Below are 26,406 nucleotides of genomic sequence, written 5' to 3'. Positions count from 1 at the left end.
GGTCGAAATAACGATCGAGACCGGTCCCGACCTCGGGGGCGCGGGCGATCCCCCACCCGCGCCAATCCCACGCGGAGCCCTGTGCCCCTACTTGACCGCGCCTGAGGTGATCCCGGAGATGATCTGCCGCTGGAAGATGGCGAAGAGGGCCACCAGAGGCGCGCTCATGACAAGGACGTAGGCGAAGATGAGGTTCCAGTTGTTGAGCTGGACTCCCGAGCTGGCCACCATGAACAGGTTGAGTGGCAGGGTGTCCATGCGTCCACCCACAATGAACAGGGCGTAGAAGACGTCGTTCCACACGTACAGGCTCACCTGGATCGCCGCGGTGGCCAGCACCGGGCGCAGCAGGGGCAGGATGATGCGCGTGAACACGCCCACCGGGCCGGCGCCGTCGATCCTGGCCGCCTCCTCCAGGGACTCGGGCACCGTGCGCACGAAACCGGTGATGAAGAAGATGACCAGGGACAGGTACATTCCCGAGTAGGTCGCGATCATGCCCACCGCCGTGCCGGCCAGCCCCAGCTGGCGCAGGAGGAGGACCAGCGTGACGATCGCCGGGGGCAGGATGATCCCCGAGATCATCACCGCGTACAGCACGGCCGCCCCTCGGCCGGAGCGTCGGGCGAGAACCCAAGCGGCCATCGATCCCAGGAGCAGGACCACGAGCACCGAGGGGATGAGCAGCACGAGGCTGCCCAGCAGGGCCGTGTCCACTCGCGCCTGCTCGACGATCTTGCCGAGGTTGTCGAAGAGCTCCCAGTGGCTGGGCAGGCCCAGGCCCGGGGACAGCGCCTCGGCCTGCGACTTGCCCGCGGTCACGAGGACGGTCCACAGCGGGACGCCGACGACGATGAGCGCCAGGACGATGCCCAGAGCGGGCTGGAGGATCCTGCGGTAGAGCCTCACGCGATGCTCCTCTCACGGCGGCGCAGCATCCCGATGACCGGGAACGCCAGGACGACGACAGTCAGGAAGAGCACGAGGCTCATCGTCGTGGCCTGCGCGTACAGGCCCTGGCCGAAGGTGCGGTAGATGAACAGGTTGAGCAGCTCGGTGGACCCGCCCGGCCCGCCGTTGGTCGTGGCCTGGACGACGTCGAAGGAGTTCATCGACCCCAGTAGCGCCGTCGTCACGTTGAAGGTGATGGCCGGGGCGATGAGCGGCAGCCGGATCCTGGTCAGGATCTGCCAGGGGGTGGCCCCGTCGATGACGGCCGCCTCGAGGACCTGGCCGTCGATGGTCTTGAGGCCGGCGAGGTAGATGAGCATCGACATCCCCATCCACTTCCAGGCGTGGATGACGATCACGACGCCCAGGGTCCAGGTGGTGGAGTTGAGCCAGCCGATCTCCACCGTGTGGCCCACCAGGGCCGACAGCGCCTGGTTCACGCCGCCGTCGGGTTTGAGCAGGGCCCTGAAGATGTACCCGGCCGCGAGCGCTGAGAGCACCACGGGCACGAAGAACACGACTCGCAGGATCTTGTTCAGGACGGTGTCGCGCTCCAGCAGGAGCGCCAGCCCCAGGCCGAACAGGTTCTGGACGACGGCGACCCCGGCCGCGTAGATGAGCGTGGTGATCAGGGCGTGGCGCAGCGCGCCGGAGCGGGCGAGATCGGAGAAGTTGTCCAGGCCCACGCCGTTGATGGCGCTCTTGAAGCTCGACCAGTCGGTGAAGGCGTAGACGAAGTTGTAGACGGTCGGCGTCAGGAAGAACACCGCGATCACGGCCATCGCGGGGACGACGAAGACCCAAGGGTGCGTGGAGCCCGCATGGCCGCGGCGCGGTGCTCGTTCCATGACTGCCATGACTACCGTGCCGATCAGAAGCCCGTGGCGCCGATGGCCTTGGCGAGCTGGGCGAACTGAGACTGGGTCTCCTCACCGACCTGCGCGGGGGTCTTGGTCCCCGCGATCATGTCGCCGAGGTTCTTGGCGAGGTCGGGGTTGGCGATGGCCAGGGACTGCATGGAGCCGATGGAGGCCGACAGGGCGTCATTGGCCTCGACGGCCGCGGTGGGGACCGTGGAAGGGGTCTCGACGCCGGAGATGATCGACACGGCCTTCTGCTCTTTCACGAAGTCGGCGTAGCCGTCCGACAGCCAGAAGGCCAGGAGCTGGCGGGCGGCGGCCTCGCGCTTGTCGTCGCCGGTCTTGAAGGCGACGACGGCGTTGGTCTGCTCCGGGATGGAGGTGGCCACGGCGCCCTTCTTGGAGATCGGGAAGAAGCCGATCGTCTCGTTGAGGGTGGCCGTGTCCGTCTGCGCCGCCATGTTGGCGAGCAGGCTGTTGACGTGGATCGCCATGGCGGCCTCGCCGGCCAGCAGCGCCTTGGCCTGCTCGTCGAAGGTGGCCGTCTTGATGTCGGCGTTGTAGAGGCCGTCGGCGATCATCTGGGCGTAGGCGTCGATGGCGCCCTGGATGTCCTTGCCGGTAAAGGTGTCCTTGTTCTCGTTGACGCGGCCCCACAGGCCGTCCTTGGCGGCGTCGGCGAGCTGGACCTGGACGGCGTACTGGGACGCCCACCACTCCCCGCCCATCTCGAAGAAGGGGGTGACGCCCGCGTCCTTGAGGGCCCGCGCGGCGGTCAGCAACTCGTCCCAACTCTTGGGCGTGGAGACGGAATTGGCGGAGAAGACCTTCTTGTTGTACCACACGCCCATCACGGAGGGCGCCGAGACGAAGGCCGCGTAGCGCTTGCCTTTGACGGTTCCGCCAGCGTCCAGGATGGTCTTGGCGGTCTTGGACTCCCAGGGGGCGCCGTCGAGGACCTGGAGGCGCTCGGCGGCGCCCAGGCTGGTGAGCGCCGACGTCGTGGGCTGCCACATGGCCAGGTCGGGCAGGTCACCGGTGGCGACCTTCGTCTGGACGGTCTGCTCGTAGGGGTCGGGGATGGTGACGATCTCGACCTTGGCGCCGGTGGCCTTGGCGAAGGCCTTAGTCACGGCGGCGGGGATCGTGGCGGAGGACTGGGCGGCCCATATGGTCAGGGCGACGCCGTCGAGCTTCTCCGTGGCTCCGGGCCAGTTGGCGGGCGCCGACGCGGAGGAGGAGCCGGTGCCCGGGTCGGAGCAGGCGGCCAGGCCCAGGGCGGCGGCCGCGGAGGCCATCGTGGCGATGTAGCCGCGCCGGGAGAGGCTGATGCGGGGGAAGGAGGTGGTGGTGCTCATCGGTTCTCCGATCGTGCGACATCCTCGTCGCGGTGGGTGGTGTCCCGGACCAGGTAGGCCCGGGCGGTCGGTGTGGTGGATGTAGTTCTCAGGACGGGGCCGTGCGGCCCGTCCTCGACACTGATGCCCTCGTCGGCCACGAGGTCGGGGGGAGGCATGACCCGCGTCAAGCGCATGCCGGCCAGGGCTGGCAGGCTGAGGGCGGATCCAGGGCCGTCCTGGCCGGGGCGGGGCCGGTGCCACACGAGCAGCAGGCCCTCGCGGCCGGCGGGGGCGCGGCGGGCGGCGACGACCCATTCCTGGTCCCAGGAGGCGACGTCGTCGGGCCACCAGGGCAGTTCTTGGGTGAGGGCCGGGCGCAACTCCTTGGCCAGGTCGGTGGCGGCGCGCACGAGGCTGATCTGCCGGGGGCTCATGCGGTCCAAGTGGCCCGACAGGTAGAAGGAGCCGGCCAGGGAGGTCACGAGGGTGTAGGTGATCTCCTCGTCGGTCATCTCGGGCTGCGGGTAGGCCCAGGAGACCGCCTGCTCGGGGAGGAGGGCCAGGGGGGCGTTGGCCGCGATGGGCGGGTAGCGCACCGGATCTTGCAGGTCGGAGGTCGATTGGAGGCGGGCGTGTGCCAGGAGGGCGTAGTCCGAGTTCATGCCGCCCGAGGCGCAGTTCTCCACGATGAGGCCCGGATGGCGCTCGGGCAGCCGGGCGAGCCAGGCGGCCCACTGGCGGGAGTGCTCCATGAGCCCGTCTCCCGGGGAGTCGGCGTCGGCGTCGGGGCCCAGGCCCACCGAGTAGTTGTCGTCGACCTTGAGGTAGCCGATCCCGTAGGAGACCATCCGGTCCACGACGGCGTCGAGCGCCTCCCGGGCGGCCGGGTGGCGCATGTCCAGCCGCAGCCGCCCCTGCTCGACTAGTCGCTCGCCACCGCGGCGCATGAAGGCCTCGTCGGGGAGTTCCTCGGCGACGGGGCTGTTGACGCCGACGGCGAGGGGCTCGATCCACAGGCCCGAGGTCATGCCCTGGGCGCGGATGAGGTCGAGGGTGGCCTGGAGCCCATCGGGGAAGCGCCGCATCGAGGGCTCCCAGCGCCCGACGGCGTCCCACCACTCCTGGGCGTCGGAGTGCCATCCGTCGTCGATGCAGTAGACCTCCGCCCCGGCGGCGGCGGCCGCAGGCACGAGGGTGGCCAGCCGCTCCTGCGTGGGCTGGGCCATGAGGGTGTTCATGTAGTCGTTGTAGACGACGGGCGCGGCCTCGGTGGTGGGGGCCAGGGCGGAGCGCAGCGCCCTGCGGTAGCGGGTCATCTCGGCGGCCGCCCCCTGCCAGCCGTCCTCGGAGAAGGCCAGGGCGGCCCACGGGGTGGTGATCTCCTCGCCGGGCGCCAGGCGGTGGAGCCAGGCGTGCTGGAGGTCGGTAGGGCCGTAAGCGACCAGGCCGAGCCGGTCCGCGCGCCGCGAGATCTCGACGGTCCAGGCCCCATTGTGCTCGACCTGCCATCCCACGGCCTGGCCGGTGCCGGGGTCGATGATGTAGCCGGCCGGCTCCCACAGGCCCGAGGACCACCCGGACTCCGAGCTGATCCGCAGCGCGTCGCGGGGCGACTGGCCGTGCGAGGCGGTGCCGATGTCGACCAGTTCCTCGCCGAGGCGCCGGTGGCGCCACCGCTGCTCGGCCATCCACCCCGAGCGGGCGGTGAACAGGTCGAGGTCGTCCAGCGGGGCGCCGGGAAGCACGGTGGCTGACACCAGGGAGACGGCGGCCAGGGTGATGGTGGTCGCGCCCTCGTTGCGAAGCGTGGTGCGCAGGCGCCAGGACGCCTCGGTGGGGCGGGCGATGTCGGTCAGGGCGACCAGGCCGGTGGCGCTGTCGCACTGGGTCACGCGGGTGGTGGGCCAGGGCTGCCCGTCGAGGGACCCGACGGCGTGATCGGAGTCGGGGCGCAGGGCGGCGCCAGCCGCGCCGCGGGTCAGGCGATGGTCGACGAACTCCCGCCCGCCGCCCAGCGCGTGCACCTCTACCAGGGGGCAGGCGCGCGCGGGAGTGTGGTCGCCACCCAGGGTGAGGTGGACCGGCGCGTCACTGCTCACGTGCAGCCTGGCGCGTCCCAGTGACGTCGTCGTCGTGTCGCTCATCTGTCTGCCATGGGTTCGTAACGGGTGGGTCGCGCGGCGCTGGGGTGGAGGCGCGGTCCCGGGGGATGGCGATCACGGTAGGGGGAGCCGGGCGGGGGCGTCCAGCACCTCCGAAACAGGAGTTTCACTCATGCTTCCCAGCCCCTGCCCCGTTTGCGCCCAAGCCTGTAGCCTGGCGATCCACCCCGTTCCCCCGGAGAGCATGCAAAGGAGCATGAAGATGATCAGCAGACGGCACGCCCTAATGTCCCTAGCCGTCATGGCCGGCCTGCCCGCCGCCACGGTTCTCGCGGCCCCACCCGCACAGGCGCAGGGCAAGAGAATCGACCCCACTGGTCCCGGATGGGCCCTGGCCCCCTCCCTCAGCGATGAGTTCACGACTCTGGATGAGAGCCGTTGGCGCAAGGGCCTGTGGTACCCGGTGTCCGCCGACGCCGGTCGCTTCGCCCCGGACAACGCCGTCGTATCCGATGGCGTGCTGCGCCTGGAGGCCAGGCGCGAGCCCTCCCAGGTCGGGGGCAAGACCATCCCCATGACCTTCGGCGCGGTGGAGTCGCGCTTCGACACCCCCGGCCTGAACTCCTACATCGAGGTGCGGGCCCGCTGCCTCGACACCGCCAACATCCTGTCAGCCGTGTGGCTGCAGTCCTCCACCCTGACCGGCGAGGACCGGCTCATCGCCGACCCCAACCCCGAGATCGATGTCCAGGAGTCCGTCACCGACCCGGACGTCAACTGGGCGCACCACCTGTGGCCCTGGACGGGTTCCGGCCACACGCGGCGCGACGCGCAGCCCTCGGGCGGGAAGCACTCCGCCGGAGTGGACCTGACGGCGGACTTCCACCTCTACGGCGTCGAGCGCTCCGGCGCGCACGTGCGCCTCTACCTCGACCGGGTGCTCTACGCGGATATCGACACCAGCGTGCTGGAGCCGGATTTCGGGTCCCTGGCCCGCATGTCCCGCCACGTGGTGCTCAGCCTGGAGGGGCACAGCCGCTCCCCGCACCACCCCGAGCTCCTGCCCAGGTCCTTCGACATCGACTACGTGCGCACCTACGTCAATGATGCCGATGTGGTCCGGGCCGATGGCAAGCGGCGCCTGGTGGCCCCCGATGGCCGCCTCCTGGCCAACAAGGGAGGCCGGCTCGTCCTGGTCCCCGCCTCCGATGCCGCCGAGGGCGCCTGGTGGGCCCTCACCCAGCATGACGACCTCACCTACGAGATCTCCGCCGACGGCGCCTACCTCGCCCAGGAGCGGCCCGAAGGCTGGTACGGGCGGGGCTTGCCGGTCGTGGCGCGCCCCGAGCCCGGGGCCGGGGCGGATGACGCCTCAAGCCTGGCGCGCTGGCACGTGCGCGCCACCGGCGACTGCGCGCAGCTGCTCAACAAGGTCAGCGGCCTTCCCCTCGTCATCGACGACGCCGGCCAGGGCGTCTTCGTCCGCGGCGCGGACGGGGCGACGTGCTGGCGCTTGGAGGCGCCCGCGGCACCCAGCCCGAGCCCCTCGCCCAGCCAGGGGCCGGGGGCGCCCAGCGCCTCGGCCTCACCCGCGCCCACCGCCGCGCCGACCCCCTCGGCCGGCGCGACGGGCCCAGCGGACCCAAGCCACTCGCCCGCGCCCACCACCCCGCCCAGCGATGGGACAGGGAACGGGCCACTAGCCAGCACCGGGGCCCCCGCGGCCGTGACCGCGGCCGCCGCCGCGGCCATTGCGGCCACGGGAGGCATGCTCCTGCGCCGTCGCGGGGCATGAGGGGACGCCGGCCCGCATCCGCCTAGGATGCGCCCATGAGCCAGTCGGACGTTGACGGCCAGGAGCTCTGGCCGCGCCCCTGGAGGCCGCCAACGCTCGCCGATGTCGCCCGGCGCGCGGGGGTCTCCAAGGCCACCGCGTCCCGCGCCCTGGCCGCGGGCCGCGCCACGGCCAGGCCCGCGGCCACCGGGTGCGTCCAGCGGATCGCGCGCCGCCTGGGCTACACCACTCGGCGGCCGGATCTGCCGCGCCTGCTCGTCCTGTCCTCAGGGCTGGCGCGCACGGGGTACTGGGCCACCCTCTCCGGGGTCCTGGAGGCGGCTCAGGAGCACGGCACGGATCTGAGCATCCACGTCCTGTCCGCCTCCCCGGCCCGCCGGCGGGAGGCGCTCCTGCAGGCGCTGGGAACGCGAGTGGACGCCGTCGTCGTCCTGGAGTTCGACTCCTTGGGCCTGGCGGCGCTGCACGACCTGCCCGAGGGGCTGCCGCTGGCCGTCGCCGGGGGCTACCCCCGGCCCGACGACGGCGGCCTCAAGCGGGCCTGGACCGACGATCACGCGGGTGCGGTCATGGCCTGCGAGCACCTGCTCGGCCTGGGGCACACGCGCGTGGCCTATGTCGGCGTCCCCTCCGCGGGGCACCCCGACCCCCGCCTGGCCGGCTGGCGCGAGGTCATGGCCGGCGCCGGGCTCGAGGCGCCCGAGCCCGTGGCGACGGGATGGGGCGCGACGACTGGCGAGAGGGCTGCCGCGGCGCTGACCCGCAGCGGGGCGACAGCCGTGCTGTGCGGTAATGACGACCTCGCGATCGGCCTGCTCTCCGGCCTGGCGCGGGCCGGGGCGAGGGTCCCCGACGACATCTCAGTGGTCGGCGTCGACGACCACCCGCACGCGGGCGCCGCCACGCCCCCGCTGACCACCGTGCGCCTGGACTTCGCCCGGGTGGGCCAGGAGGCGGTCGCCCTGGCGCTGGGCACGAGGAAGGAGGAGCGGGTGGAGGTGCCCGTCGAGCTCGTCGAGCGCGAGTCAGTGGGCCGGCCCCGCCCCTGACCGCCGAGACCGGTCGAAATCAAGAGCGAGACCGGTTCCGAGCGGGGGGCGGGCGCCCGGGCAGGGGCACCCGCCCCCGTCGTCGTCAACCGGCGCGCTCCGCACCGCCCCGCGCGCGGCCGGTCAGGCGAAATGCCGCCGGTTCGGATCGGCCTGCCAGGCGGAGTAGGAGGAGGCGACGATGTCGTCGAGGTCATGCTCGGCCCTCCATCCCAGCACCGCGCCGATGCGCTCGGCGTTGCCGATGAGTTGGGGCGGGTCCCCGGCGCGGCGGGGGAGCTCCTCGGGGGCGATGTCGAGCCCGGTAGCCGCGATGACCTTGGCGACGACGTCGCGCACGGACGCTCCCACGCCGGTGCCGACGTTGAAGACGTGCTCGGCCATCTCCTTGCCGCTGGCGAGGTAGTCGAGAGCGTCGATGTGGGCGGTGGCGAGGTCGCGAACGTGGATGTAGTCGCGGATGCAGGTGCCATCCGGGGTGGGGTAGTCGGTGCCGAAGATCTTAGGGGTCTCGCCCTTGGCGAGGCGGTCCATGACCATGGGGATGAGGTTGAGGGTGGCCATGTCGCCCAGGTCGTCCCAGCCGGCGCCGGCGACGTTGAAGTAGCGCAGCCCGGCCCAGCGCAGGCCCCAGGCGGCCTCGGCGTCGGCCATCATCCACTCGCCGATGAGCTTGGTCTCCCCGTAGGGGTTGATGGGGTGGCAGTCGATGTCCTCGGGGACCACCTCGACGGGCGGCATGCCGTAGACGGCGGCGGAGGAGGAGAAGATCATCTGATCGACGCCCGCGGCCTCCATGGCGAGCATCATGTTGGCCAGGCCGCCGACGTTCTGCTGGTAGTACCAGGCGGGACGGGCGACGGACTCGCCGACCTGCTTGCGGGCGGCGAAGTGGATGACGGCGGTGACGCCGCGCTCCCTCATGACCTCGGCGAGCCGCTCAGGGGCGTCACCAGCGGCGACGTCGAGCTCGACGAGGGTCGCGCCCTCGACCCGGCTGGGGGATCCGTAGGACAGGTCATCGACGACGATCACCTCGTCCCCGCGCTCGAGCAGCAGACGGACAACGTGGGCGCCGATATAGCCGGCGCCACCTGCGACAAGAATGCTCATGCGCCCAGTCTAGAGGCTCAGGCCGCCCGATGGGTGGCGCTCATCACCCCGAGCGGCCCCGCCCGCCTCCGGGCGCGCGCAGTGGGGCGGCCCCCGGAGCACATCCCCCCGGAGCGCGCCCCCGGAGCACGCCCCGGAGCGCCGACAGGCGCGTTCCGCACCGAGCGGAGCCGCGCGCACCGAGCGGTGCGTCCTCCCCGCACCGGTGGGCGCAGCACGCACCCGTGAGTGCAGAGGGCACCCGTGAGTGCAGCAGGCGCGCGCAGTGGGGCGGCCCCCGGAGCGCGCCCGGAGCACATCCCCCCCCCCCCCCGAGCACCCCCCCCGGAGCGCCGACAGGCGCGTTCCGCACCGAGCGGAGCCGCGCACACCGAGCGGTGCGTCCTCCCCGCACCGGTGGGTGCAGAAGGCACCCGTGAGTGCAGCACGCACCGGTGGGTACAGCAGGAACCGGTGGGTGCAGAAGGCACCCGTGGGTGCAGCAGGCACCGGTGACGACGCCGCGGGCCGCTGAGCGATCAGCGCGCTCCCGGGCCCGCCCCGCCCCCGGTCCGCTCACGGAGCTTGGCTCCCTTGGCGTGGGCGGCGTCGGCGAGCTCGCCCTGGAAGGCGCGCATGGCCCGGCGAAGCCGCTCGGCCCGCGCCCCCTCCCCCGCGCCGAGGATCCGCGCCGCGAGCAGCCCGGCGTTGCGGGCCCCGCCGATGGACACGGTCGCCACGGGCACGCCTGCGGGCATCTGGACGATGGACAGCAGCGAGTCCATGCCATCGAGGCGCCCCAGGGGCACGGGCACGCCGATAACCGGCAGTTCGGTGACGGCGGCGAGCATCCCAGGCAGGTGGGCCGCTCCCCCGGCGCCGGCGATGATGACGCGCAGGCCCCGCGCGGCGGCGCCCTGACCGTAATCGATCATCTCGGTGGGCATGCGGTGGGCGGAGACGACGTCGGCCTCATAGGGGATGGCGAACTCGTCGAGGGCGTCGGCGGCCGCGCTCATGGTGGGCCAGTCGGAGTCGGAGCCCATGACGAGGCCGACGAGCGGTTGGGGGGTGGCATCGGGCGTGGCAGCCATGGCGGGCCTTTCACTGGGAGGGATGAGGCGGACCGGGTCGAGGGCGTCGGTGGAGGAGGGGCGGCGATGCGGAGGCGCGACTCAGGCGTCCCCGCGCAGGATGGCGACGACGGCGCGGGCCCGCTCGCGCAGCGCCTCCACGCCGTCGGCCGGCCCGACGAGGTTGACATGCCCGAGCTTGCGACCAGTGCGCCAGGACTTGCCGTAGAGGTGAATGCGGGCCTCGGGGTCGGCGGCCATCGCCCGGGCCAGCGCGTCCTCGCCGGGTTCATGCCGCCCCCCGATGAGGTTGACCATGACGCAGGCGCCCGCGGTCGGCTCGGCCGAGCCCAGCGGCAGGTCGAGGACGGCCCGCAGGTGCTGGGCGAACTGGCTGGTCACAGCGCCGTCCTGCGTCCAGTGCCCCGAGTTGTGGGGACGCATGGCGAGCTCGTTGACGAACAGGCGGGTCGGCTCCCCGAAGGCCTCGACGGCGAAGAGCTCGACGGCGAGCACCCCGGTGACGTCGAAGCGCTCGGCGATCTCTCGCCCGATGCGCATGGCCTCGTCGGCGGCGGCCGGGTCCAGCCCGGGGGCGGGCGCCAGCGCCTCGGAGCACATGCCGTCGGCCTGGATCGTCTCCACGACGGGCCATGAGGCGATCCGCCCGCTGGGAGAGCGGGCCTGGAGGGCGGCGAGCTCACGGGTGAAGGGGATGGCCTGTTCGACGAGGAGGCTGGTCACTGCCCCTCCGCCGAGGCTGCCGCCACCGCCGGTCGCGTCACCGGTGGCGACGGCGTCGATCCACTGGCCGGCGCGGCCGGCCTCGAGATCGCTCTCCTGGCGCACGAGGAGCACGCCATGCCCGTCGTAGCCGCCCCGGGGTGTCTTGAGGATGACGGGCCAGCCGTGCTCGGCGGCGAAGCCTCGGACGGTCGCGCGGATGGCGGCTCCGTCCCCGGTGGCCTCGTTCCAGGCGGGCTGGGGCAGTCCGGCGACGTCCATGGCGCGGCGCATGGCGATCTTGTCGCGGGCGAGCAGCAGGGCATCGGGGGAGGGCCGCACCCTCACGCCCTCGGCGGCCAGCGCGCGCAGGAGCGCGTCATCCTGGTGCTCGTGCTCGAAGGTGAGAGCCCCGGCGCCCGCCGCGAGCGCGCGGACGGCCCCGGCGTCGTCGGCGGCGCCAACGGGAGAGTCGACGGTGACCAGCGCCGTCGATCCGTCCGGGGCCTCGACCAAGGCCCGTAGATGGATGCCGAGGGCGCTGGCCTCCTCCTGCATCATGCGGGCCAACTGCCCGCCCCCGATGACGGCGACGATGGGTGCGCTCACGGGCACAGGCTACGGCAGGGCGTCGAGCCCCGCTCGATCTGCCCGTACCCTGGCACCCGTGTCTGACATCCAATCGCCGGGGAGCCCGATCCGCCGGTCCGGCAAGACCGGGCCCGACCAAGAAGGGCCCGTCCAAGGCGGGCCCGACCAAGGCGGGCCCGAGCCCTTGGCGGGCCCCGCCAGCCAGCCCGCTCACGCCCCCGGCGCCGCCCGGGCCCCGCGCCCGCCCCGCGCAGCGCGGGTCCTGGCGGTCTGGGGCGCGGCGAGCCTCCTGACCCTCCTCATGCTCAGGCTCGGGGCGCAGGACACGCCGGCGACGCCGTGGGCGGGTCCCGCCCCATCATGGAGCGAGCACCTGTCCTTCTGGGACGCGGGCTGGTACGAGCGCATCTTCCGCGAGGGCTACCCGGCGATCCTGCCCGAGGGCGGTGGCGGCGCCGTCGCCCAGAACTCCTGGGCGTTCATGCCGCTGCTCCCCCTGCTGGCCACCCCACTGACCTGGCTGGGCCTGCCCTTCTACCCGGCGGCGGCCCTCGTGGCGATCACCGCCTCGGGTGCGGGCGCCGTCATCATGGACCGCTGGCTGGCGCCGCGGGTCGGCGGGGCCCCCTCGCTGTGGGGCGTGGCGCTGACGTGGACCTCCATGTGCGCCGCCGTCCTCCAGGTCCCCTACGCCGAGTCCCTGGGGCTGGTGCTGGTCGCGGGCGCGCTCATGGCGGCCGAGCGCGGGCGCTTCGCCGTCTCCGCGCTGCTCATCATGGTGGGGTCCGTGGCCCGGCCGATCGGTCTTCCCCTGGCGCTCGCCCTGGGCCTGTGGTGGTTGTGGGAGATGGCGGCGGCGCGAGGGCACGACGGGCCCAGCGACGATCCTGGCGAGTGCGGCGACGGCGGCGGCCGAGCCCGCGCGTGGGCGCGGCGCCTGGGGCCGACCTGGGCCCGGCTGGGCGGCCGCGAGCGCGCGGGGCTGGCGGCCCTGACCGCGCTGGCGCTCGTGAGCGCGCTCGTCTGGCCGGTGGCGGCGTGGGTGGCGACCGGGCGCATGGACGCCTACACCGCCACGGAGACCTCGTGGCGCGGGGGCGGGCTGGTGCCCTTCCTGCCGTGGCTGGATCGCGGCCAGTGGTGGGTCGGGGAGCACCTGGGCTGGCTGCTGGTCGCCTGCGCCCTCGCCCTGGCGGCCCTGGGCCTGGCCTCGAGGGCGTCGCGCTCGCTCGGCCCCGCCGCCTGGTTCTGGTGCGTCGCCTACGCGCTCTACCTCTTGGCGTTCTTCGACCCGACGACGTCGCTGCTGCGCATCCTGCTCCCCCTGGCCCCACTGGCCTGGGCGGCCGCCGCGAGCGTGGGGCGCCGGGGCCGGTGGGCGCTGGCGGTGGCGGGGGTGATGGCCCAGGCCTTCTGGATCAGCTGGGTGTGGGACCTATCATCCGCAATCACCTGGGTGCCCTGATCGGTGGCTTAACATCTCCTCGTGAACGACAGCGCGGCATCGACCGCCACGGCCGAGCCGATGAGCCTCTCCAGCCGGATCCGCGCCTGGGTTCATGAGTTCCTTCAGTTCGGGGTCGTCGGCGCGCTCGCCTACGTGATCGACTCCGGCCTGTTCAACCTCGTCCAGCACGGTCCCACCGGCTTCCTGTCGGGCCACCCGAACTCCGCGAACGTCCTGAGCGCCACGGTCGCCACGATCTTCTCCTGGGTGGCGAACCGCTACTGGACCTACCGGGGCCGCACGAGGGAGAACGCCTTGCACGAGGGGCTCCTCTTCGCCCTGGCGAACATCGGTGGCCTGGTCATCACCCAGTTCTGCCTGCTGTTCACTCATCATGCCCTGGGACTGACCGGGCCGCTCGCGGACAACATCGCCGCCTACGTCGTCGGATTCGGACTGGGCACCGCCTTCCGATTCCTCTTCTACCACTACATCGTCTTCACCGGCTCCAGCGGGGGGCACGACGGCGCCTCCGAGCGCGCGGTCCCCTCCGACTCGGCGGAGTGACTCCAGGAGCCGCGCGGTCCACGAGGGCGCAGGCGCTTCGAGCCGGATCGTGCCGGATACCACATCGGGGATGAGGGAAGACTCACGGCCAGCACGGCTCTCCTCTCCCTAGCCTTGCCGAGTGACTGCTTCCCTCACGGCTCTCGCCGCGCTCAACGCCGTCGTCCCCGCGGCCCCGATGCCCGCCCTCGGCCCCAAATGGCTCGACGCCGGGGAGATAATCACCCAGATCGTCTCCTGGTTCGGCCCTTGGGCGATCGTCGGCGTCATGCTCGTCATCTTCGCCGAGACGGGCCTGCTCGTCGGCTTCTTCCTGCCCGGCGACTCCCTCCTGTTCACCCTCGGGCTTTTCGTGGCCACCGGCGATGTGGGCGCGCATATCTGGGTGGCCGCCCCGCTGATGTGGCTGGCGGCCATCACCGGCAACCAGACCGGCTACCTCATCGGGCGCAAGGCCGGCCCGAGGATCTTCAACCGCCCGAACTCCCGCCTCTTCAAGCAGGAATACGTGGAGCGCACGAGCGACTTCTTTGAGCGCCATGGGGGCAAGGCCGTCACGCTGGCGCAGTTCGTGCCGATCGTGCGCACCTTCACCCCGGTGATGGCCGGCGTCGGGCGGATGCACTACCGGCACTTCGTCACCTTCAACGTCATCGGCGCCACCCTGTGGGCCTTCGGGATCACGTGGCTCGGCTACTTCCTGGGCTCCATCGAGTGGATCCAGAAGAACATCGACGCGATGATCCTCGTCATCGTCTTCGTCTCCGTGGTGCCCATGATCCTCCACGCGCTGTCCGGGCGCCGCGGGAAGGCCGGGGCCGGCAAGCCCGATGCCGCGCCTGCCACCGGCGGGGCACGGGGATCCGACGGCGCCACCGAGCCCAGCCTGGCCGCCAGCACTCCGGCCACTGCCGCGGGCGCCCAGAGCGCCCCGGCGGGCCAGGCCGCCCCGAGCCCCGGCCCGGGGCACTGATCGGGGGCGGGCCCGCTCCAGCGATCAGGCCCGCCCCACCGCACCGACCCCGCAGCGCCGCTGCCCGGTCACAACCATCCACGAGGTACTCATGAACCTGCTCCGACCGATCTCCGCGCTCGGCTCCGCGACTCTTCTCGCGGGACTCGCGCTGACCGCGCCGGCGGCTCTCGCCTCGCCGGTCGACGCCGCGCCCGCCGTGGCGCCCGCCGCCCAGGCCGCCGTCGCCCCTGCCGACGGCTCCGCCAACGGGGGTGACACCGCCGGGAGCATCGGCTGGGTGATGTCCCGGGCCGGGTCCTGGTCCTACATCAACCCCGCCGACGGCCAGGCCATCACGGGATGGCTGCACACGGGCGGCTCCTGGTTCTACCTCGATGACGACGGCGCGCTCGTGACCGGATGGGCCGTCGTCGGCGGAGCCTGGTACTACTTCAACGCCGAGGGCCGCATGGCCACCGACTGGAGCTGGATCGACGGCGCCTGGTACTTCCTGGGCGACAAGGGCGCCATGGCGGTGGGCTGGAATCTCATCGGCGGCTCCTGGTACTACCTGGCCGACAACGGCCAGGCCGCGATGGGGTGGCTCCACAAGGGAGGCTCCTGGTACTTCCTGGGGAGCAGCGGGCGCATGGCGGTCGGTTGGGCGAGCCACCTGGGTTCCTGGTACTACTTCAATGGCTCGGGGCAGATGCTCACCGGCTGGATCGTGGACGGCTCCACCTGGTATCACCTCGACCCATCGTCGGGGCGGATGACCGCCAGCGAGCCGGTGGCGGGCGCTGCCGGTTCCTCGGGCACCTCCGCAGCCGAGGCGAAGACCTACGCGAGCGGCCAGATGAGCGCCTGGGGCTGGGACTCCAATGAGTACTCCTGCCTGGTGAGCCTGTGGGATCGCGAGTCCGGCTGGAACTACCAGGCCCGGAGCGCCTCGGGCGCCTACGGCATCCCGCAGGCCCTGCCCGGGGGCAAGATGGCCTCAGCGGGCTCGGACTGGGCGACCAACCCCGCCACCCAGATCACCTGGGGCCTGGGCTACATCCAGGGCCGCTACGGCAGCCCCTGCTCGGCCTGGTCCCACTTCGAGAGCACCGGCTGGTACTGACCCGCCTCCCCTCGCCGAGACCGGTCGAAAATAGGAGCGAGACCGGTTCGCGGACCGGTCTCGCTCCTATTTTCGACCGGTCTCGCTCATGGGGGTCAGAAGCGGCGACGGCGGCCGACGTTGACGATCGCCCCTTGCGGGAGGACGGTGTTCGGATCGAGGGAGCGCGGCACGGCGGCCAGGAGCACGGAGAAGACCGGTGGACGGCGCGCGGTGAGCTCGATACGGCCCCCGTCGGCCTCCACGAGGTCCTTGGCCAGCGCCAGCCCCACGCCGGTGGAGCCGTGCCCGGACACGGAGCGCTCGAAGATGTGCGGCGCGAGCTCGTCGTCGACGCCCTCGCCCTCGTCGGCGATGTCGATGAAGACGCCGTGCCCGCCGTTGGCGCTGCGCACGGACACTGTCGTCGTCCCCACCCCATAGCGCAGGGAATTCTCGATGACGGTGGCCAGGACCTGGGCGAGCGAGCCGGGGCTGGCGAGCACCGGCTGATCGACGTCGTCGGTCAGGACCAGCTCGCGCCCGGCCTCGGCGAAGGCCGGCCCCCATTCCTCGCGCTGCTGCTCGAAGAGCTCCCCGAGCAGGAGGGCCTCCGTGGTCCCACCACCGCTGCGGCGCGAGACCCTCAGGAGGTCGTCGACGACGCCCGTCAGCCTCTCCACCTGCTCCAGGCAGGCGTGGGCGTCGGCGCGCACCTCCTCGTCGTCGGCGATGAGCTCGATCTCCTCCAAGCGCAGGCTGAGGGAAGTCAGTGGCGTGCGCAGCTGATGGGAGGCGTCGGAGGCGAACTGCCGCTCGGCGGCGAGCCTGCCGGCCACGCGCTCGGCGGAGCGCACGAGCTCGGCCTGGACGAGGTCGATCTCCTCGATCCCGGAGACCCGGATGCGGGGGCGCACCTGCCCGCTGCCCAACTGCTCGGCCTCGGCCGCCAGGTAGATAAGCGGGGCGGAGATGCGCCGCGAGGCCTTCGAGGCGACCACGGACGCGGCGGCCAGGGCCACGATCGCCAGGGCGGTGCTCACCGTCACCACGGACAGGACTGTGCGCCAGCGCTCGTGATCGTTATGCGCGGAGCGCGCGGCATAGAAGATCGTCGCCGCGCCCAGGGGGACCCCCAGGAGGATGACGGCGACAAGCACCGCCGCCATGGTCATCTGGAGGGTGCGGCGTCGCATCGGATCCCCTGGGCGGAAGCGGCCTCAGGCCAGGCGGTAGCCCGCGCCCTCGGCGAGGAGGATGGCGGGGGCGTCGACGTCGTCGCCGAGCTTGCGGCGCAGCCAGGTGGCGTGCATGCCGAGCGTCGACTCCGAGCCGGTGGGGTCCTCACCCCAGACCTCCCGCAGGATGTCGTCGCTGTCGACGACGGCGCCCGCGCCGCGCACAAGGACTCGCAGGAGCTCGAACTCGCGGACGGTCAGCTGCAACTCCCGACTGCCCACGAAGGCGCGGTGGGCGGCGACATCCACGCGGATGTCCCCGTGGGAGAGCTGGTCGACGGCGGCCTCGCCGGAGGCGCGGCGGACCTGGGCGCGCACGCGGGCGAGGAGCTCGGCGAGCCGGAAGGGCTTGGTGACGTAGTCGTCCGCGCCGGCGTCAAGGCCGACGACGTGGTCGGTGTCCTCGCTGCGGGCGGTGAGCATGAGGATGGGGATGGTCAGGCCCTGCGCGCGCACGGTCCGCGCGACGTCAAGACCGTCCATGTCCGGCAGGCCGAGGTCGAGCACGAGGATGTCGGCCTCGCTGATCTCCTCCAGGGCGCCCTTGCCGGTGCCGTGGGCGCGGACCTCGTAGCCCTCGCGGCCGAAGGCGCGGGCGAGGGGCTCGGAGATGGCGGGGTCGTCCTCGACGAGAAGCACTGTTGTCACGATTCAGATACTAGCCGAGTTGCCCAAGGGCGGTAATGGCGCCATCGCCATGGAGAGCGGCACGGGCGCGCATTGACCCAGTTTCCCGCGGTATCGCGGGGAAACACCCGTCTAAGGGCGGCCTGATCGCCGGCGCCCCGCCCCAGCCCCGGACGGGGCCGGGCGGAGCCGCCCCAGCCCCGGGCGGAGCCGGCCGGAGCCGGGACCTCAGGCGCGCACGAGCGACCAGGGGGTGACGTTGCCCATGCCCTTGGCGACGACGTCGTGGCACTGGCGCACCCGGTAGCGCAGGGCGACGGGGCTGGCCATGAGGGCGCGGGCGGTGGCCTGGTCCATGCGGATGCCCCCGGGCTCGGCGGTGTCGACGAGGCGGGACGCGAGGTTGACGGGCGGGCCGAAGACGTCGCCGGAGCGGGACACGACGCGGCCCTCGACGAGGCTGGCGCGCACGAGGATCTCGTCGAGGCCCGACTGGAGCTCCTCGACGAGGGAGGTGACGACGTCGGCGGCGATGCTCAGGTCATCGGAGATGTACATGACGGCGTCCCCGATGGTCTTGACGACCCTCGCCCCCCGTGACGTGATGACGTCACGGGCCGTCGTCTCGAAGTCGTCGAGCATGGTGGACAGCTCCATGCGGCTCATCGTCTGGGCGCGCTGGGTGAAGGAGACGATGTCGACGAAGCCCAGTGAGCGCACAAGCGGGTAGTAGTCGGGGCCCACGCGCTCGACGCCCCGCCGTGAGATCTCGGCGCCGGTGCGGTCCAGGAGCGAGGCCAGGTGGCGGCGCCACACGTAGGTGAGCTGGTCGGTCAGGGGGGCGGTGATCTCGTTGATGTGGTCCAGGACAACGAGCCGGGCGGAGGTGTCGTCCAGGCCGAGGCGTTGGCCGACGTCCGCCACGAGGGTCTCGAGCTGCCACAGGACGAGTCGGTCCATCGTGTACGACTGGGCCCTGAGCAGTTCGAGGATCGCCGAGGTCGATAGGCCGCCGGGTCCGTCCGGACCGGGGCGGCGGTCCTCCTCGGAGTCAATGAGGTCGGCGATGGCCCGCAGGGCGTCGGCGTCCTGGCGGGTGAAGCGGGCCTCGTCGTCATCCACATCCGCGAAGCCCATGGCCCGCCAGAAACTGCGCGCGAAAAGCGGGGAGACCTCGGCCGCGCCGGCGAGTTGGGGCAGCGTCAGGTCGGGCCCGTCGCCGAGCAGCAGGCGGGAATGGGTGGCGGCCGTCGCGCGGTCGGCGGAAGAGCCGGCCGCATCATCGGGGGGCCCCGCGCTCCACTCGCCCCCGTCCCCGGGTATGAGGGCGGGCCCCTTCGTCTGATCGGGTGAGGACTCACCACCTGCTCGGGGGCCGGGAACGCGGCCCCCCGGCCGGAGCCCTTCCCCATGCGCCGACGGCGCCTCTGGCTGATTCACCCAGACAGGGTAGCGCAGGTCACAGGATTTCGTCAGGCCGACGTCAGATGTCTTGCCATCCTGAGGCCTTCATGCAACAAAGGCGCGAGATGGCGCGGCCCGCGCTCACATCATGCGCGCCCGGGAGGATCCACGGCTCGAACGCTCGCGTCCCCGGCCATGACGAGCCTCTCCGGGCCACCGTCATCCGGCCGCAGTCGGAGCCCGGGCTCAAGGCCGACGGCCGTCCCGGAGAACTCGCCGTCCGGGGCGCGCACGCGGACACGGGCCCCGAGGGTCGCGCAGGCCTCGCGTAAGTCCTGGCCGAGCGTGCCGGTGGCGGTCAGGGCCCCCTCAGGGTCCCCGCCAGCCGCCTCCCACTCCCCCAGGACCCGGAGCAGGCGCGGGGCGACGGCCCCCAGCACGGCCCCGGGGTCCGACCAGGGCCCGCCCGCACCCAGGCTCCGCAGCGAGGCGGCCCAGGGCACGGGGAGCGCGCCCGGCGGTTGGCCGGCATTGACTCCGATGCCCAGGATGATGGCGGGCGCATCCTCACGACGGGCGGGGGTCCCGGCCCCATCCCCAACCCCGGGCGCGGGGATGAGCTCGGCGAGGATGCCCGCGATCTTGCGGGCGCGCCCCCAGCCGGGCACCTCGCCATCAGCGCCGACCGCCCCCTCGCCGGTGGGCTCGACGATGACGTCGTTGGGCCATTTCGTGCGGACGCGCCAGGGCAGGCCCTCCAGCGCGGGGACGAGGGCGTCGCGCACGGCCAGGCCCGCCAGCAGTGGGAGCCAGCCGAGGCGAGAAGCGGGCACGAGCGGCCGAAGGACGAAGGAGACGGTCAGGGCGCCACCCGGCGGGGTCACCCAGTCGCGCCCGCCCCTGCCCCGCCCGGCGGTCTGGGCGAGCGCCCGCAGCGCCGACCCGTGGGGCCAGCGGTCAGCGGCGGCGGCATCAAGGCGCCCGGCGGGGGCGAGCTCCTGGCGCAGGTCGTCATTGGTCGAGCCTGTGGAGTCGACGGTCACCAGCCGGGTCGTGGCGCTCATAGGGCGAAGGCTACCCGCGGGCGTCGCCGCCCGGGCCCACCGTTCCCACCGCTGGCCCCTGGGTAGTCTGGGGCGGTGATCATTCTCGCCTCGAAGTCCACGGGCCGTCTGGCTACCCTCCGCGCAGCGGGCATCGAGCCCCGGGTGGAGGTCTCCTCGGTCAACGAGGGCTCGGTCCTGGCCGCTCTCGCCCAGCAGCGCGCCGCCGCTGGCGAGGACTCCCCCTCCCCCTCTGAGCAGGTGCTCGCCTTGGCCCGGGCCAAGGCGCTCGACGTCGCCGCCGCGCTGAGCGGCGATCCTGCCGGTGACGCGGGACCGGGGCCGGTGGGGCCCGGTGGGCGGGCCGGGGCGCCCATCGTCGTGGGATGCGACTCGATGCTGGAGATCGACGGGGCCGTCGTCGGCAAGCCCCGCACGCCCGAGACAGCCCGCGAGCGCTGGCTGGCGATGCGGGGGCGCACGGGCGTGCTGCGCACCGGGCACGCCCTGGTGCGCCTGGCCGATGGGGCGGGAGCGGAGGGCGTCTCGTCGGCGATCGTCCATTTCGGCGAGCCTAGTGAGGCGGAGATCGACGCCTACATCGCCACCGGGGAGCCCCTGTGGTGCGCCGGGGCCTTCACGATCGACGGGCTGGGCGGCGCCTTCATCGAGGGCATTGAGGGCGACCCGCATGGCGTCGTCGGCATCTCGCTGCCGCTGCTGCGCGGGCTCCTGGCCGAGTTGGGAGTGACCTGGACGGACTTGTGGGGCTGAGCCAGTCGGGGACCGGGAGGCGGCCGGCCTCAGTCGGCGGGGTTGAGCCGGGACATGATCTCGGCGAGCGCCTCCAGGTCCCCCCGACCGAGGCGGTCGATGACGTGCCTGCGGACGCCGTCGAGGTGCAGGGGCGCCGCTGAGCGCAGGAAGGCGAGGCCGGAGTCGGTGAGCGCGCAATTGACGCCGCGCTTGTCGGAGGGGCAGGAGCGCCGCTCGACGTACCCCTCCTTCTCCAGGCGGGTGACCGTGTGGGTGAGGCGGGAGCGGGAGTGCCCGATCATCTCGGCCAAGCCCGACATCCGCAGTTCCTTGCCCGCGGCCTCGTCGAGGCGCACGAGGATCTCGTACTCGTGCAGGGACAAGCCGACGCCGGTCTCAAGTTCGTGGTTGAGCGCGCCGGTGACGGCGGTGGCGGTGTGGAGGAAGGCGCGCCAGGCGCGCATCTCAAGGGCATCGAGTCGGGGCGATCCCGCGGCGCCGCAGCCACTGGCCGCCCGTATGGGGGCCCCGTCCGCCGGGCCCTGCCCGCAGGAGGGCGTGGAAGCGGGGGCCCGGCCGCAGGCGGGCCCATCCAGCTCCGCGAGCGCCCCTCCGTCCTTCCTGGGCATGTCTCTCCTCTCCGCGCTGGTCTGAGACGTCAGTCAGCGCCGATGGTGGTGTGGCCTCGCGATAATCGATCGACCCCTGATATGTCGTTAAGTATTGAACAATCAGGACGGGATTACCAGCGATGATCACCGGGGCCGCCTGCTCATCGGCGTCAGCCGGGGCCCACGCTCCGGCGCCGCAGCACTCTCCTGGCCCCCACGGCCGACCAGCCCGAGCCGTCATCGTCCACGATGAGGCCCGCCCCCACGGGCCCGACGGCGAGCGCGGCCGGGAAGAGCAGGTCGAGCCCCGCGGGCCCGGCAGGGGCGCCGGGTCCGACGGGGGCGGCGGGGACGGCGGCTCCGACGGGTCCGGCGGGTCCGGCAGGTCCGGCGGGGGCGGGCGGAGCCACCCCGAGGCTCAGCGCGGCCAGCAGCAGGCCGTGGGCGATGACGTCGGCCCCGGTCGTCCCCAGGCCCGCCCGCCGGGCGGCGCCCGGGTGGAGGTGGATGGGGTTGTCATCGCCGGTCGCGCCCGCCCAGGCGGCCACGTCCTCTCCGCTGAGGTGGAGCCGGCGGCCAGCAGCAGCGCCCTCACCGGCGGCGCCCTCGGCGCTCCGAGGGGCGCCGGCACGGGCCGGTGAGAGGCGCCGGGCGAGGTCGTGACGGACCTGGAGAAGCGAGGCCCCGGCGAGCGGCGAGAGGCGCGCGGCGTCGTCGACGATCACCTCGGCGGTGACCTCGATGAACTCCCAGCCCCCTCGGATGGTCCTCCTCATGCGAGGCGGGGGTGGCTGGGCCGCGCCTCCGGGTGCCGGGGTGATGCGGCAGCGCCGGTGGATGAGGCCCTCCCAGGGCTCGATCATCTCGCGGGCCAGAGTCAGGGCGGCCAGCGCTGGGGCGATGGCTCCGGCGCCTTGTTGGGCGGCCGCCTCGGCGTCATCGACACCGGAGCGGGTCAGGATCCGCTCGATCACGTCCTGGGCATAGCGAAGCCCCACCAACTCGGGGCCAGTGGGGCTCGGCGCGCTCATGCCCGGATCGTATCCGGGACGCGGGGCTCAGCGGGTCTCGCGGTGATCCGTGTGCTTGCCGCAGCGCGCGCAGAACTTGGAGATCGCGAGGCGATCGGGGGTGTTCCGGCGGTTCTTCTTGGTGATGTAGTTGCGCTCCTTGCACTCCGAGCAAGCCAGAGTGATCTTGGGACGCACGTCAGCGGTCTTGGAGGCCACGTGTCTCTCCTCTGATTGATCCTCGAGCAGCCCGGGGCGGCGATGTGCTCGAACCTTGCGTAGCGGGGGAGGGACTCGAACCCTCGACCTCACGATTATGAGTCGTGCGCTCTAACCAGCTGAGCTACCTCGCCATATCATGCGCGAGGGGCCGAACAGGCCCCCCGCATCAGAGCCTCGAACGAGGATTGAACTCGTGACCTCTTCCTTACCAAGGAAGTGCTCTACCACTGAGCTATCGAGGCAACGAACGAAATCCTAAGCAGAACCGTCATGCCTGGGCAATCTGGCCCCGCGTGGGCTCGCTCACTGCGGGCCGCCCCGCCAAGGGGCGCTGATCAAAGGGTCCAAGGACCCTCCGATCATGGTGGCGGGTGAGGGATTCGAACCCCCGTAGCTTGCGCGGCTGATTTACAGTCAGCTCCCATTGGCCGCTCGGGCAACCCGCCATGCTCCACATCGCCGAGTCCAGCAGACCCGCCGCGCGGTGCCGTGGAAGAATAACAAGCCGACGGCGGAGCGCGCCAATCCCGCCCCTAGGACCCTGCTCACACGGCCCTCGCGCCCCGAGCAGCGCCGGGCAGGGGGCGGCGCGGGGCCGTCGGGCCCCGGCAGCGGGGGCACCCGACGCCCGCGAGCGCCCCGCCCGGATGACCGCGCGCACCCATCAGTGGGCCATCAGTGGAAAGGGAAGGCAATGGCCTCAGACTCCTCCTTCGACGTCGTCTCCAAGCTCGACCGCCAGGAGGTCGACAACGCCGTCAATCAGACCGCCAAGGAAATCGCCCAGCGTTATGACTTCCGCGGCGTCGGCGCCTCCGTCACCCTGGCCGGCGATGTCATCACCATGGAGGCCAACTCCGCCGAGCGCGTGCTCGCGATCCTCGACGTGCTGCAGTCCAAGTTGTTCCGGCGGGGCGTGTCCCTCAAGGCCCTCGACCTTGGCGACCGCGAGCCCAAGCCCTCGGGGAAGATCTACCGCTTGGCCTGCCCGCTCAAGGAGGGCATCAGTCAGGAGATCGCCAAGCGGATCACCAAGGCGATCCGGGATGAGGGGCCCAAGGGCGTCAAGGCCACGATCCAGGGCGATGAGGTCCGGGTGTCCTCCAAGTCCCGCGACGACCTCCAGGCCGTCATCGCCCTGCTCAAGGGCCTCGACGTCGACGCCGCCCTGCAGTTCGTCAACTACCGCTGAGACCGACGGAGCCGAGGCGCCGCCGCCCCACCCGCGCATAGCATGGGCGGGCCCAGTACGCCGTGATCCGGCTGCCGGGTACAGAGCCCCACCCGCGCATGGCATGGGCGGGCCGCTTCCGTCGCCGGGGCAGGCGCCCCGGCGCTCGGCCAAGAAGAAGAGGGTCACCGGCCTCATCGCGGACCTCGCCGTCCTCTGCGTCCCTCACCACCGGCGGGATCCTCATCCTCGCCCGCGGCGGCTCCGACGAGCCCGGCGACTGCGTCGTCGCGGATGACACCGACTCCTCGAACCCTGCCGTGCGCAAGGGGGCCTGCTCCACGGGCGGTGCGCTGCGCGTTGAGGGGAGGACGAAAGAAGTCTCCGGCGTGCCGACGATCGGCTCGATGAGGAGCGGGAGGGGATTGCCCCCTCCCGCCCCTCGTCCTCCTGTGCCCGTGGCCCAGCGGGTTCCCGCGCTGGGCGGTCCGGTCAGTACCCGGCCATCTGCTCCAGGCGGCGAATGCGGTCGGCCATCGGGGGGTGGGTGGCGAAGAGGTTCTTCACGCGGCCGAAGGGGTTGGCGATCATCATCGAACTCACCGGCTCCATGCGCGGGTCTCGGGCCATCGGGGCGGCCGCGATGCCGCCGTCGAGCTTGCGCAGGGCGCTGGCCAGGGCGAGCGGATCGTTGGTGAGGACCGCTCCGTCATGGTCGGCGTCGTACTCACGGGTGCGCGAGATGGCGAACTGGGTGACGGTGGCGGCCAGTGGGGCGAGGAGCGCGAGCAGGAGGACGGCCAGGCCATTGCCCTCGCGGCGGTCGCGGCCGGCGCCGAACCACAGGGCCATGGTGCCCAGCGAGGAGATGACCCCGGCGATGCCCGCGGCGATGGAGCCGGTGAGGATATCGCGGTTGTAGACGTGGGAGAGCTCGTGGCCCAGCACGCCGCGCAGCTCGCGCTCGTCGAGGAGCTGGAGGATGCCGCGGGTGCAGCACACGGCGGCATTGGCGGGGTCGCGTCCGGTGGCGAAGGCGTTGGGGCTCATCGTCGGCGCCACGTAGAGGCGCGGCATGGGCTGGCCCGAGGCCGCCGACAACTCGGCGACCACCTTGTGCATGACGGGCTCCTGGGCGGCGGTGACCTCGATGGCGCCCATGGAGCGCACGGCGAGCTTGTCCGAGTTCCAGTAGGTGTACGCGGTCTGGGCCACCCCGATAAGCGGCATGATGAGCAGGAAGATCGAGGAGCCGGTTCCCCGGGTGAGCAGGTATCCGATGAGAATGAGCAGGCCCCACATCGCGCCCAGCAAGGCGGTGGTCTTCAGGCCGTTGTGGTGGTTGGTGCCTCGGTAGATCGCCGACATGCCGCCAGGGTAGCCAAGGAGCCTGTGCGGCTCCTGTGCGCCGTCGGCACCTGCGGCGGCCCCTCGCCCCCTCCTCCCCGCCCACCCCCGCCCGCCCCCGCCCACCCGCGAGACCGGTCGAAAATAGGAGCGAGACCGGTCGAAATCAGCGACGAGACCGGTTCATGGGGGCAGCCTCCTCGCGCCAGTCCCATCGAGGCCCCTCACGCTCCTCGACTCATAGGCCGGCCAGTGCGTCGATGTCGCCGATCGGATCGCCCGCGCTAACCCGTGGCCCCACCCACGGGCCCCGGTCGGGAGACGGCGCGCATGGGACCGGCGCGGTCATGCCTCCTGATGTGGCGCGGCGGTTCTTTCGTAGCGGGTGAGTTGACGATGTCGGTGCGGGGAGGATCGTGATGGTCTGGACGGCGGGGAGTGGCCGGGGCCGGTCATGCCAGGTGATGGTGTGGCCGTCACGCCGACGGCGGCGCCTGCCCGCCGCCCGTCGAGAGAAGCGCTGGGCCGACCAGGGTAGCGCTGAGCCAACCAAAGCAACGCTGGACCATCTAGGGCAGCACTCCCCGCGACGCCCACAAGGGCCCACCGATGCCATAGACAGCCAAGCACTGCTTTCAACAACCAAGCAGCACCCAGGACGCACCCAATACGCCCGACCAAAACAACGCTCAGCCAACCAGGGCAACGCTGAGCCGACCAAGGCAGCGCTGGGCCGACCAAAACAACTCTGAGCCATCCAGAGCAGCGCTCCCCGCGACACTCTCAAGGGCTCACCGATGCCATAGACAGCCAAGCACTGCTTTCAACAACCAAGCAGCACCCAGGACGCACCCAATACGCCCGACCAAAACAACGCTGAGCCGACCAAAACAACGCTCAGCCAACCAGGGCAACGCTGAGCCGACCAAGGCAGCGCTGGGCCATCCAGGGCAGCGCTCCCCGCAACGCTCACAAGGGCCCACCGATACCGCAGACAGCCAAGCGCTGCTTTCGACAGCCAAGCAGCACCCAGGACGCTCCCGCTACACCCGACCAAGGCAACGCTGAGCCGACCAAGGCAACGCTGGACCACCCAAGGCATCGCTCCCCGCGACGCCCACAAGGGCCCACCGATGCCATAGACAGCCAAGCGCTACTTTCAACGACCAAGCGGTGCCCAGGACGCGCCCGCTACACCCGGCCCACCCCACGCCCGACCCTCAGAAACCGTCCCGACCCCCAGGAACCGCCGGCCCACCCCACGCCCGACCCCCAGAAACCGTCTCGGCCCGCGGTTGCGCCCTCAAACTGCGAGAATGAGGGCGCAACC

General features: G+C 72.1%; 22 protein-coding genes, 3 tRNA genes and 1 pseudogene. 8 read left to right on the top strand and 18 right to left on the bottom strand.

What is annotated here, in order from left to right:
- Positions 1–87: 87 nt before the first annotated feature.
- From GVV76_RS09170 to GVV76_RS09155, 4 genes are read right to left on the bottom strand one after another with little or no spacing between them, the layout of a single operon-like run.
- Entirely contained in the window at positions 88–909 is an 822-nt protein-coding gene (locus tag GVV76_RS09170) for a carbohydrate ABC transporter permease (RefSeq protein ID WP_159524021.1), read from the bottom strand.
- Complete coding sequence (locus GVV76_RS09165) at positions 906–1,799, bottom strand: carbohydrate ABC transporter permease (RefSeq protein WP_201288254.1); 894 nt, start codon at positions 1,797–1,799, stop codon at positions 906–908. Before GVV76_RS09165 ends, GVV76_RS09170 begins: the two co-directional genes overlap by 4 nt.
- 23 nt (positions 1,800–1,822) lie before the next feature.
- The gene (locus GVV76_RS09160; protein WP_175994000.1) at positions 1,823–3,169 is read right to left on the bottom strand and encodes an ABC transporter substrate-binding protein; all 1,347 of its coding nucleotides are present in this window, start codon (positions 3,167–3,169) and stop codon (positions 1,823–1,825) included.
- Positions 3,166–5,295 carry a glycoside hydrolase family 36 protein gene (locus GVV76_RS09155; RefSeq protein WP_201292230.1) on the bottom strand — a complete coding sequence of 710 codons (2,130 nt, stop codon included), beginning with the start codon at positions 5,293–5,295 and terminating at the stop codon, positions 3,166–3,168. Before GVV76_RS09155 ends, GVV76_RS09160 begins: the two co-directional genes overlap by 4 nt.
- A gap of 220 nt (positions 5,296–5,515) precedes the next feature.
- Here GVV76_RS09155 and GVV76_RS09150 point away from each other — a divergent pair, with 220 nt between their 5' ends.
- Together GVV76_RS09150 and GVV76_RS09145 are read left to right on the top strand one after the other, a co-directional pair.
- Positions 5,516–7,048 (top strand): glycoside hydrolase family 16 protein, encoded by a 1,533-nt coding sequence (locus GVV76_RS09150; RefSeq protein ID WP_159626553.1) that lies wholly within the window; start codon positions 5,516–5,518, stop codon positions 7,046–7,048.
- A 35-nt stretch (positions 7,049–7,083) separates the two neighbouring features.
- Positions 7,084–8,097 (top strand): substrate-binding domain-containing protein, encoded by a 1,014-nt coding sequence (locus tag GVV76_RS09145; protein WP_159626551.1) that lies wholly within the window; start codon positions 7,084–7,086, stop codon positions 8,095–8,097.
- Between the two features lie 123 nt (positions 8,098–8,220).
- Here GVV76_RS09145 and galE read toward each other — a convergent pair whose 3' ends face one another.
- The 3 genes from galE to GVV76_RS09130 all read right to left on the bottom strand — a co-directional run bounded on the left by galE (position 8,221) and on the right by GVV76_RS09130 (position 11,594).
- Complete coding sequence (gene galE / locus GVV76_RS09140) at positions 8,221–9,210, bottom strand: UDP-glucose 4-epimerase GalE (RefSeq protein WP_159626549.1); 990 nt, start codon at positions 9,208–9,210, stop codon at positions 8,221–8,223.
- Positions 9,211–9,728: 518 nt separating this feature from the next.
- On the bottom strand, positions 9,729–10,283 hold the full coding sequence (gene purE, locus GVV76_RS09135) for a 5-(carboxyamino)imidazole ribonucleotide mutase (protein WP_159626546.1): 555 nt from the start codon (positions 10,281–10,283) through the stop codon (positions 9,729–9,731).
- An 81-nt stretch (positions 10,284–10,364) separates the two neighbouring features.
- Positions 10,365–11,594, bottom strand: a complete 1,230-nt coding sequence (locus tag GVV76_RS09130) for a 5-(carboxyamino)imidazole ribonucleotide synthase (RefSeq protein WP_159626544.1) — start codon at positions 11,592–11,594, stop codon at positions 10,365–10,367.
- A gap of 58 nt (positions 11,595–11,652) precedes the next feature.
- On the opposite strand from GVV76_RS09130, the gene GVV76_RS09125 reads away from it, so the two are divergent.
- The 4 genes and pseudogenes from GVV76_RS09125 to GVV76_RS09110 all read left to right on the top strand — a co-directional run bounded on the left by GVV76_RS09125 (position 11,653) and on the right by GVV76_RS09110 (position 15,668).
- Positions 11,653–13,041, top strand: coding sequence for a hypothetical protein (locus GVV76_RS09125; protein WP_236263363.1), 1,389 nt, complete (start codon positions 11,653–11,655; stop codon positions 13,039–13,041).
- Positions 13,042–13,101: 60 nt separating this feature from the next.
- Positions 13,102–13,590 carry a GtrA family protein gene (locus GVV76_RS09120; protein ID WP_159626601.1) on the top strand — a complete coding sequence of 163 codons (489 nt, stop codon included), beginning with the start codon at positions 13,102–13,104 and terminating at the stop codon, positions 13,588–13,590.
- 178 nt (positions 13,591–13,768) lie between these two features.
- A pseudogene (locus GVV76_RS09115) lies at positions 13,769–14,386 on the top strand (VTT domain-containing protein); the annotation flags it as partial.
- Positions 14,387–14,654: 268 nt separating this feature from the next.
- Positions 14,655–15,668: a transglycosylase SLT domain-containing protein gene (locus GVV76_RS09110; RefSeq protein WP_159626542.1), complete on the top strand. Its 1,014-nt coding sequence runs from the start codon at positions 14,655–14,657 to the stop codon at positions 15,666–15,668.
- A 95-nt stretch (positions 15,669–15,763) separates the two neighbouring features.
- Here the strand turns inward: GVV76_RS09110 and GVV76_RS09105 are convergent, their stop codons facing one another.
- The 4 genes from GVV76_RS09105 to GVV76_RS09090 all read right to left on the bottom strand — a co-directional run bounded on the left by GVV76_RS09105 (position 15,764) and on the right by GVV76_RS09090 (position 19,980).
- The gene (locus GVV76_RS09105) at positions 15,764–16,843 is read right to left on the bottom strand and encodes a sensor histidine kinase (RefSeq protein ID WP_159626540.1); all 1,080 of its coding nucleotides are present in this window, start codon (positions 16,841–16,843) and stop codon (positions 15,764–15,766) included.
- Positions 16,844–16,867: 24 nt separating this feature from the next.
- A complete protein-coding gene (locus GVV76_RS09100; RefSeq protein ID WP_159524571.1) occupies positions 16,868–17,533 on the bottom strand; it encodes a response regulator transcription factor in 666 nt (221 codons plus the stop codon).
- Between the two features lie 207 nt (positions 17,534–17,740).
- On the bottom strand, positions 17,741–18,952 hold the full coding sequence (locus GVV76_RS09095) for an adenylate/guanylate cyclase domain-containing protein (protein ID WP_413227773.1): 1,212 nt from the start codon (positions 18,950–18,952) through the stop codon (positions 17,741–17,743).
- Between the two features lie 110 nt (positions 18,953–19,062).
- On the bottom strand, positions 19,063–19,980 hold the full coding sequence (locus tag GVV76_RS09090) for a biotin--[acetyl-CoA-carboxylase] ligase (protein ID WP_159524572.1): 918 nt from the start codon (positions 19,978–19,980) through the stop codon (positions 19,063–19,065).
- Positions 19,981–20,055: 75 nt separating this feature from the next.
- Between GVV76_RS09090 and GVV76_RS09085 the strand changes: the two genes are divergently transcribed.
- Positions 20,056–20,733: a Maf family protein gene (locus tag GVV76_RS09085; RefSeq protein ID WP_159524573.1), complete on the top strand. Its 678-nt coding sequence runs from the start codon at positions 20,056–20,058 to the stop codon at positions 20,731–20,733.
- Between the two features lie 29 nt (positions 20,734–20,762).
- Here GVV76_RS09085 and GVV76_RS09080 read toward each other — a convergent pair whose 3' ends face one another.
- The 6 genes from GVV76_RS09080 to GVV76_RS09055 form a co-directional block, all read right to left on the bottom strand.
- Positions 20,763–21,344, bottom strand: a complete 582-nt coding sequence (locus GVV76_RS09080; RefSeq protein ID WP_236263362.1) for a MarR family winged helix-turn-helix transcriptional regulator — start codon at positions 21,342–21,344, stop codon at positions 20,763–20,765.
- 152 nt (positions 21,345–21,496) lie between these two features.
- Positions 21,497–22,357, bottom strand: coding sequence for a MaoC/PaaZ C-terminal domain-containing protein (locus tag GVV76_RS09075; protein ID WP_159626538.1), 861 nt, complete (start codon positions 22,355–22,357; stop codon positions 21,497–21,499).
- 27 nt (positions 22,358–22,384) lie between these two features.
- Positions 22,385–22,555, bottom strand: a complete 171-nt coding sequence (gene rpmG / locus GVV76_RS09070; protein WP_159524576.1) for a 50S ribosomal protein L33 — start codon at positions 22,553–22,555, stop codon at positions 22,385–22,387.
- Positions 22,556–22,615: 60 nt separating this feature from the next.
- A tRNA-Met gene (locus tag GVV76_RS09065) sits at positions 22,616–22,689 on the bottom strand.
- A gap of 39 nt (positions 22,690–22,728) precedes the next feature.
- Positions 22,729–22,800, bottom strand: a tRNA-Thr gene (locus GVV76_RS09060).
- Positions 22,801–22,920: 120 nt separating this feature from the next.
- Positions 22,921–23,004 (bottom strand) — tRNA-Tyr (locus GVV76_RS09055).
- 248 nt (positions 23,005–23,252) lie between these two features.
- Between GVV76_RS09055 and GVV76_RS09050 the strand changes: the two genes are divergently transcribed.
- The gene (locus tag GVV76_RS09050) at positions 23,253–23,750 is read left to right on the top strand and encodes a YajQ family cyclic di-GMP-binding protein (protein ID WP_159524577.1); all 498 of its coding nucleotides are present in this window, start codon (positions 23,253–23,255) and stop codon (positions 23,748–23,750) included.
- A gap of 471 nt (positions 23,751–24,221) precedes the next feature.
- Here GVV76_RS09050 and htpX read toward each other — a convergent pair whose 3' ends face one another.
- Positions 24,222–25,097 (bottom strand): zinc metalloprotease HtpX, encoded by an 876-nt coding sequence (gene htpX, locus GVV76_RS09045; protein ID WP_159524578.1) that lies wholly within the window; start codon positions 25,095–25,097, stop codon positions 24,222–24,224.
- Between the last annotated feature and the right edge of the window lie 1,309 nt (positions 25,098–26,406).

Origin of the sequence: Actinomyces sp. zg296 (genome assembly GCF_009829695.1) — a bacterium.
Classification (GTDB): Bacteria; Actinomycetota; Actinomycetes; order Actinomycetales; family Actinomycetaceae; genus Actinomyces; species Actinomyces marmotae.
The sequence above is the reverse complement of the archived record's forward strand: the minus strand, read 5'-3'. Positions and strand labels throughout refer to the sequence as shown.

Bases quoted from the DNA above. Each gene is read 5' to 3' on its own strand.
- GVV76_RS09165 (WP_201288254.1), bottom strand. From the start codon at position 1,799: ATGGAACGAGCACCGCGCCGCGGCCATGCGGGCTCCACGCACCCTTGG.
- GVV76_RS09160 (WP_175994000.1), bottom strand. From the start codon at position 3,169: ATGAGCACCACCACCTCCTTCCCCCGCATCAGCCTCTCCCGGCGCGGC.
- GVV76_RS09155 (WP_201292230.1), bottom strand. From the start codon at position 5,295: ATGAGCGACACGACGACGACGTCACTGGGACGCGCCAGGCTGCACGTG.
- GVV76_RS09150 (WP_159626553.1), top strand. From the start codon at position 5,516: ATGATCAGCAGACGGCACGCCCTAATGTCCCTAGCCGTCATGGCCGGC.
- GVV76_RS09145 (WP_159626551.1), top strand. From the start codon at position 7,084: ATGAGCCAGTCGGACGTTGACGGCCAGGAGCTCTGGCCGCGCCCCTGG.
- galE (WP_159626549.1), bottom strand. From the start codon at position 9,210: ATGAGCATTCTTGTCGCAGGTGGCGCCGGCTATATCGGCGCCCACGTT.
- purE (WP_159626546.1), bottom strand. From the start codon at position 10,283: ATGGCTGCCACGCCCGATGCCACCCCCCAACCGCTCGTCGGCCTCGTC.
- GVV76_RS09120 (WP_159626601.1), top strand. From the start codon at position 13,102: ATGAGCCTCTCCAGCCGGATCCGCGCCTGGGTTCATGAGTTCCTTCAG.
- GVV76_RS09110 (WP_159626542.1), top strand. From the start codon at position 14,655: ATGAACCTGCTCCGACCGATCTCCGCGCTCGGCTCCGCGACTCTTCTC.
- GVV76_RS09105 (WP_159626540.1), bottom strand. From the start codon at position 16,843: ATGCGACGCCGCACCCTCCAGATGACCATGGCGGCGGTGCTTGTCGCC.
- GVV76_RS09090 (WP_159524572.1), bottom strand. From the start codon at position 19,980: ATGAGCGCCACGACCCGGCTGGTGACCGTCGACTCCACAGGCTCGACC.
- GVV76_RS09080 (WP_236263362.1), bottom strand. From the start codon at position 21,344: ATGCCCAGGAAGGACGGAGGGGCGCTCGCGGAGCTGGATGGGCCCGCC.
- GVV76_RS09075 (WP_159626538.1), bottom strand. From the start codon at position 22,357: ATGAGCGCGCCGAGCCCCACTGGCCCCGAGTTGGTGGGGCTTCGCTAT.
- GVV76_RS09050 (WP_159524577.1), top strand. From the start codon at position 23,253: ATGGCCTCAGACTCCTCCTTCGACGTCGTCTCCAAGCTCGACCGCCAG.
- htpX (WP_159524578.1), bottom strand. From the start codon at position 25,097: ATGTCGGCGATCTACCGAGGCACCAACCACCACAACGGCCTGAAGACC.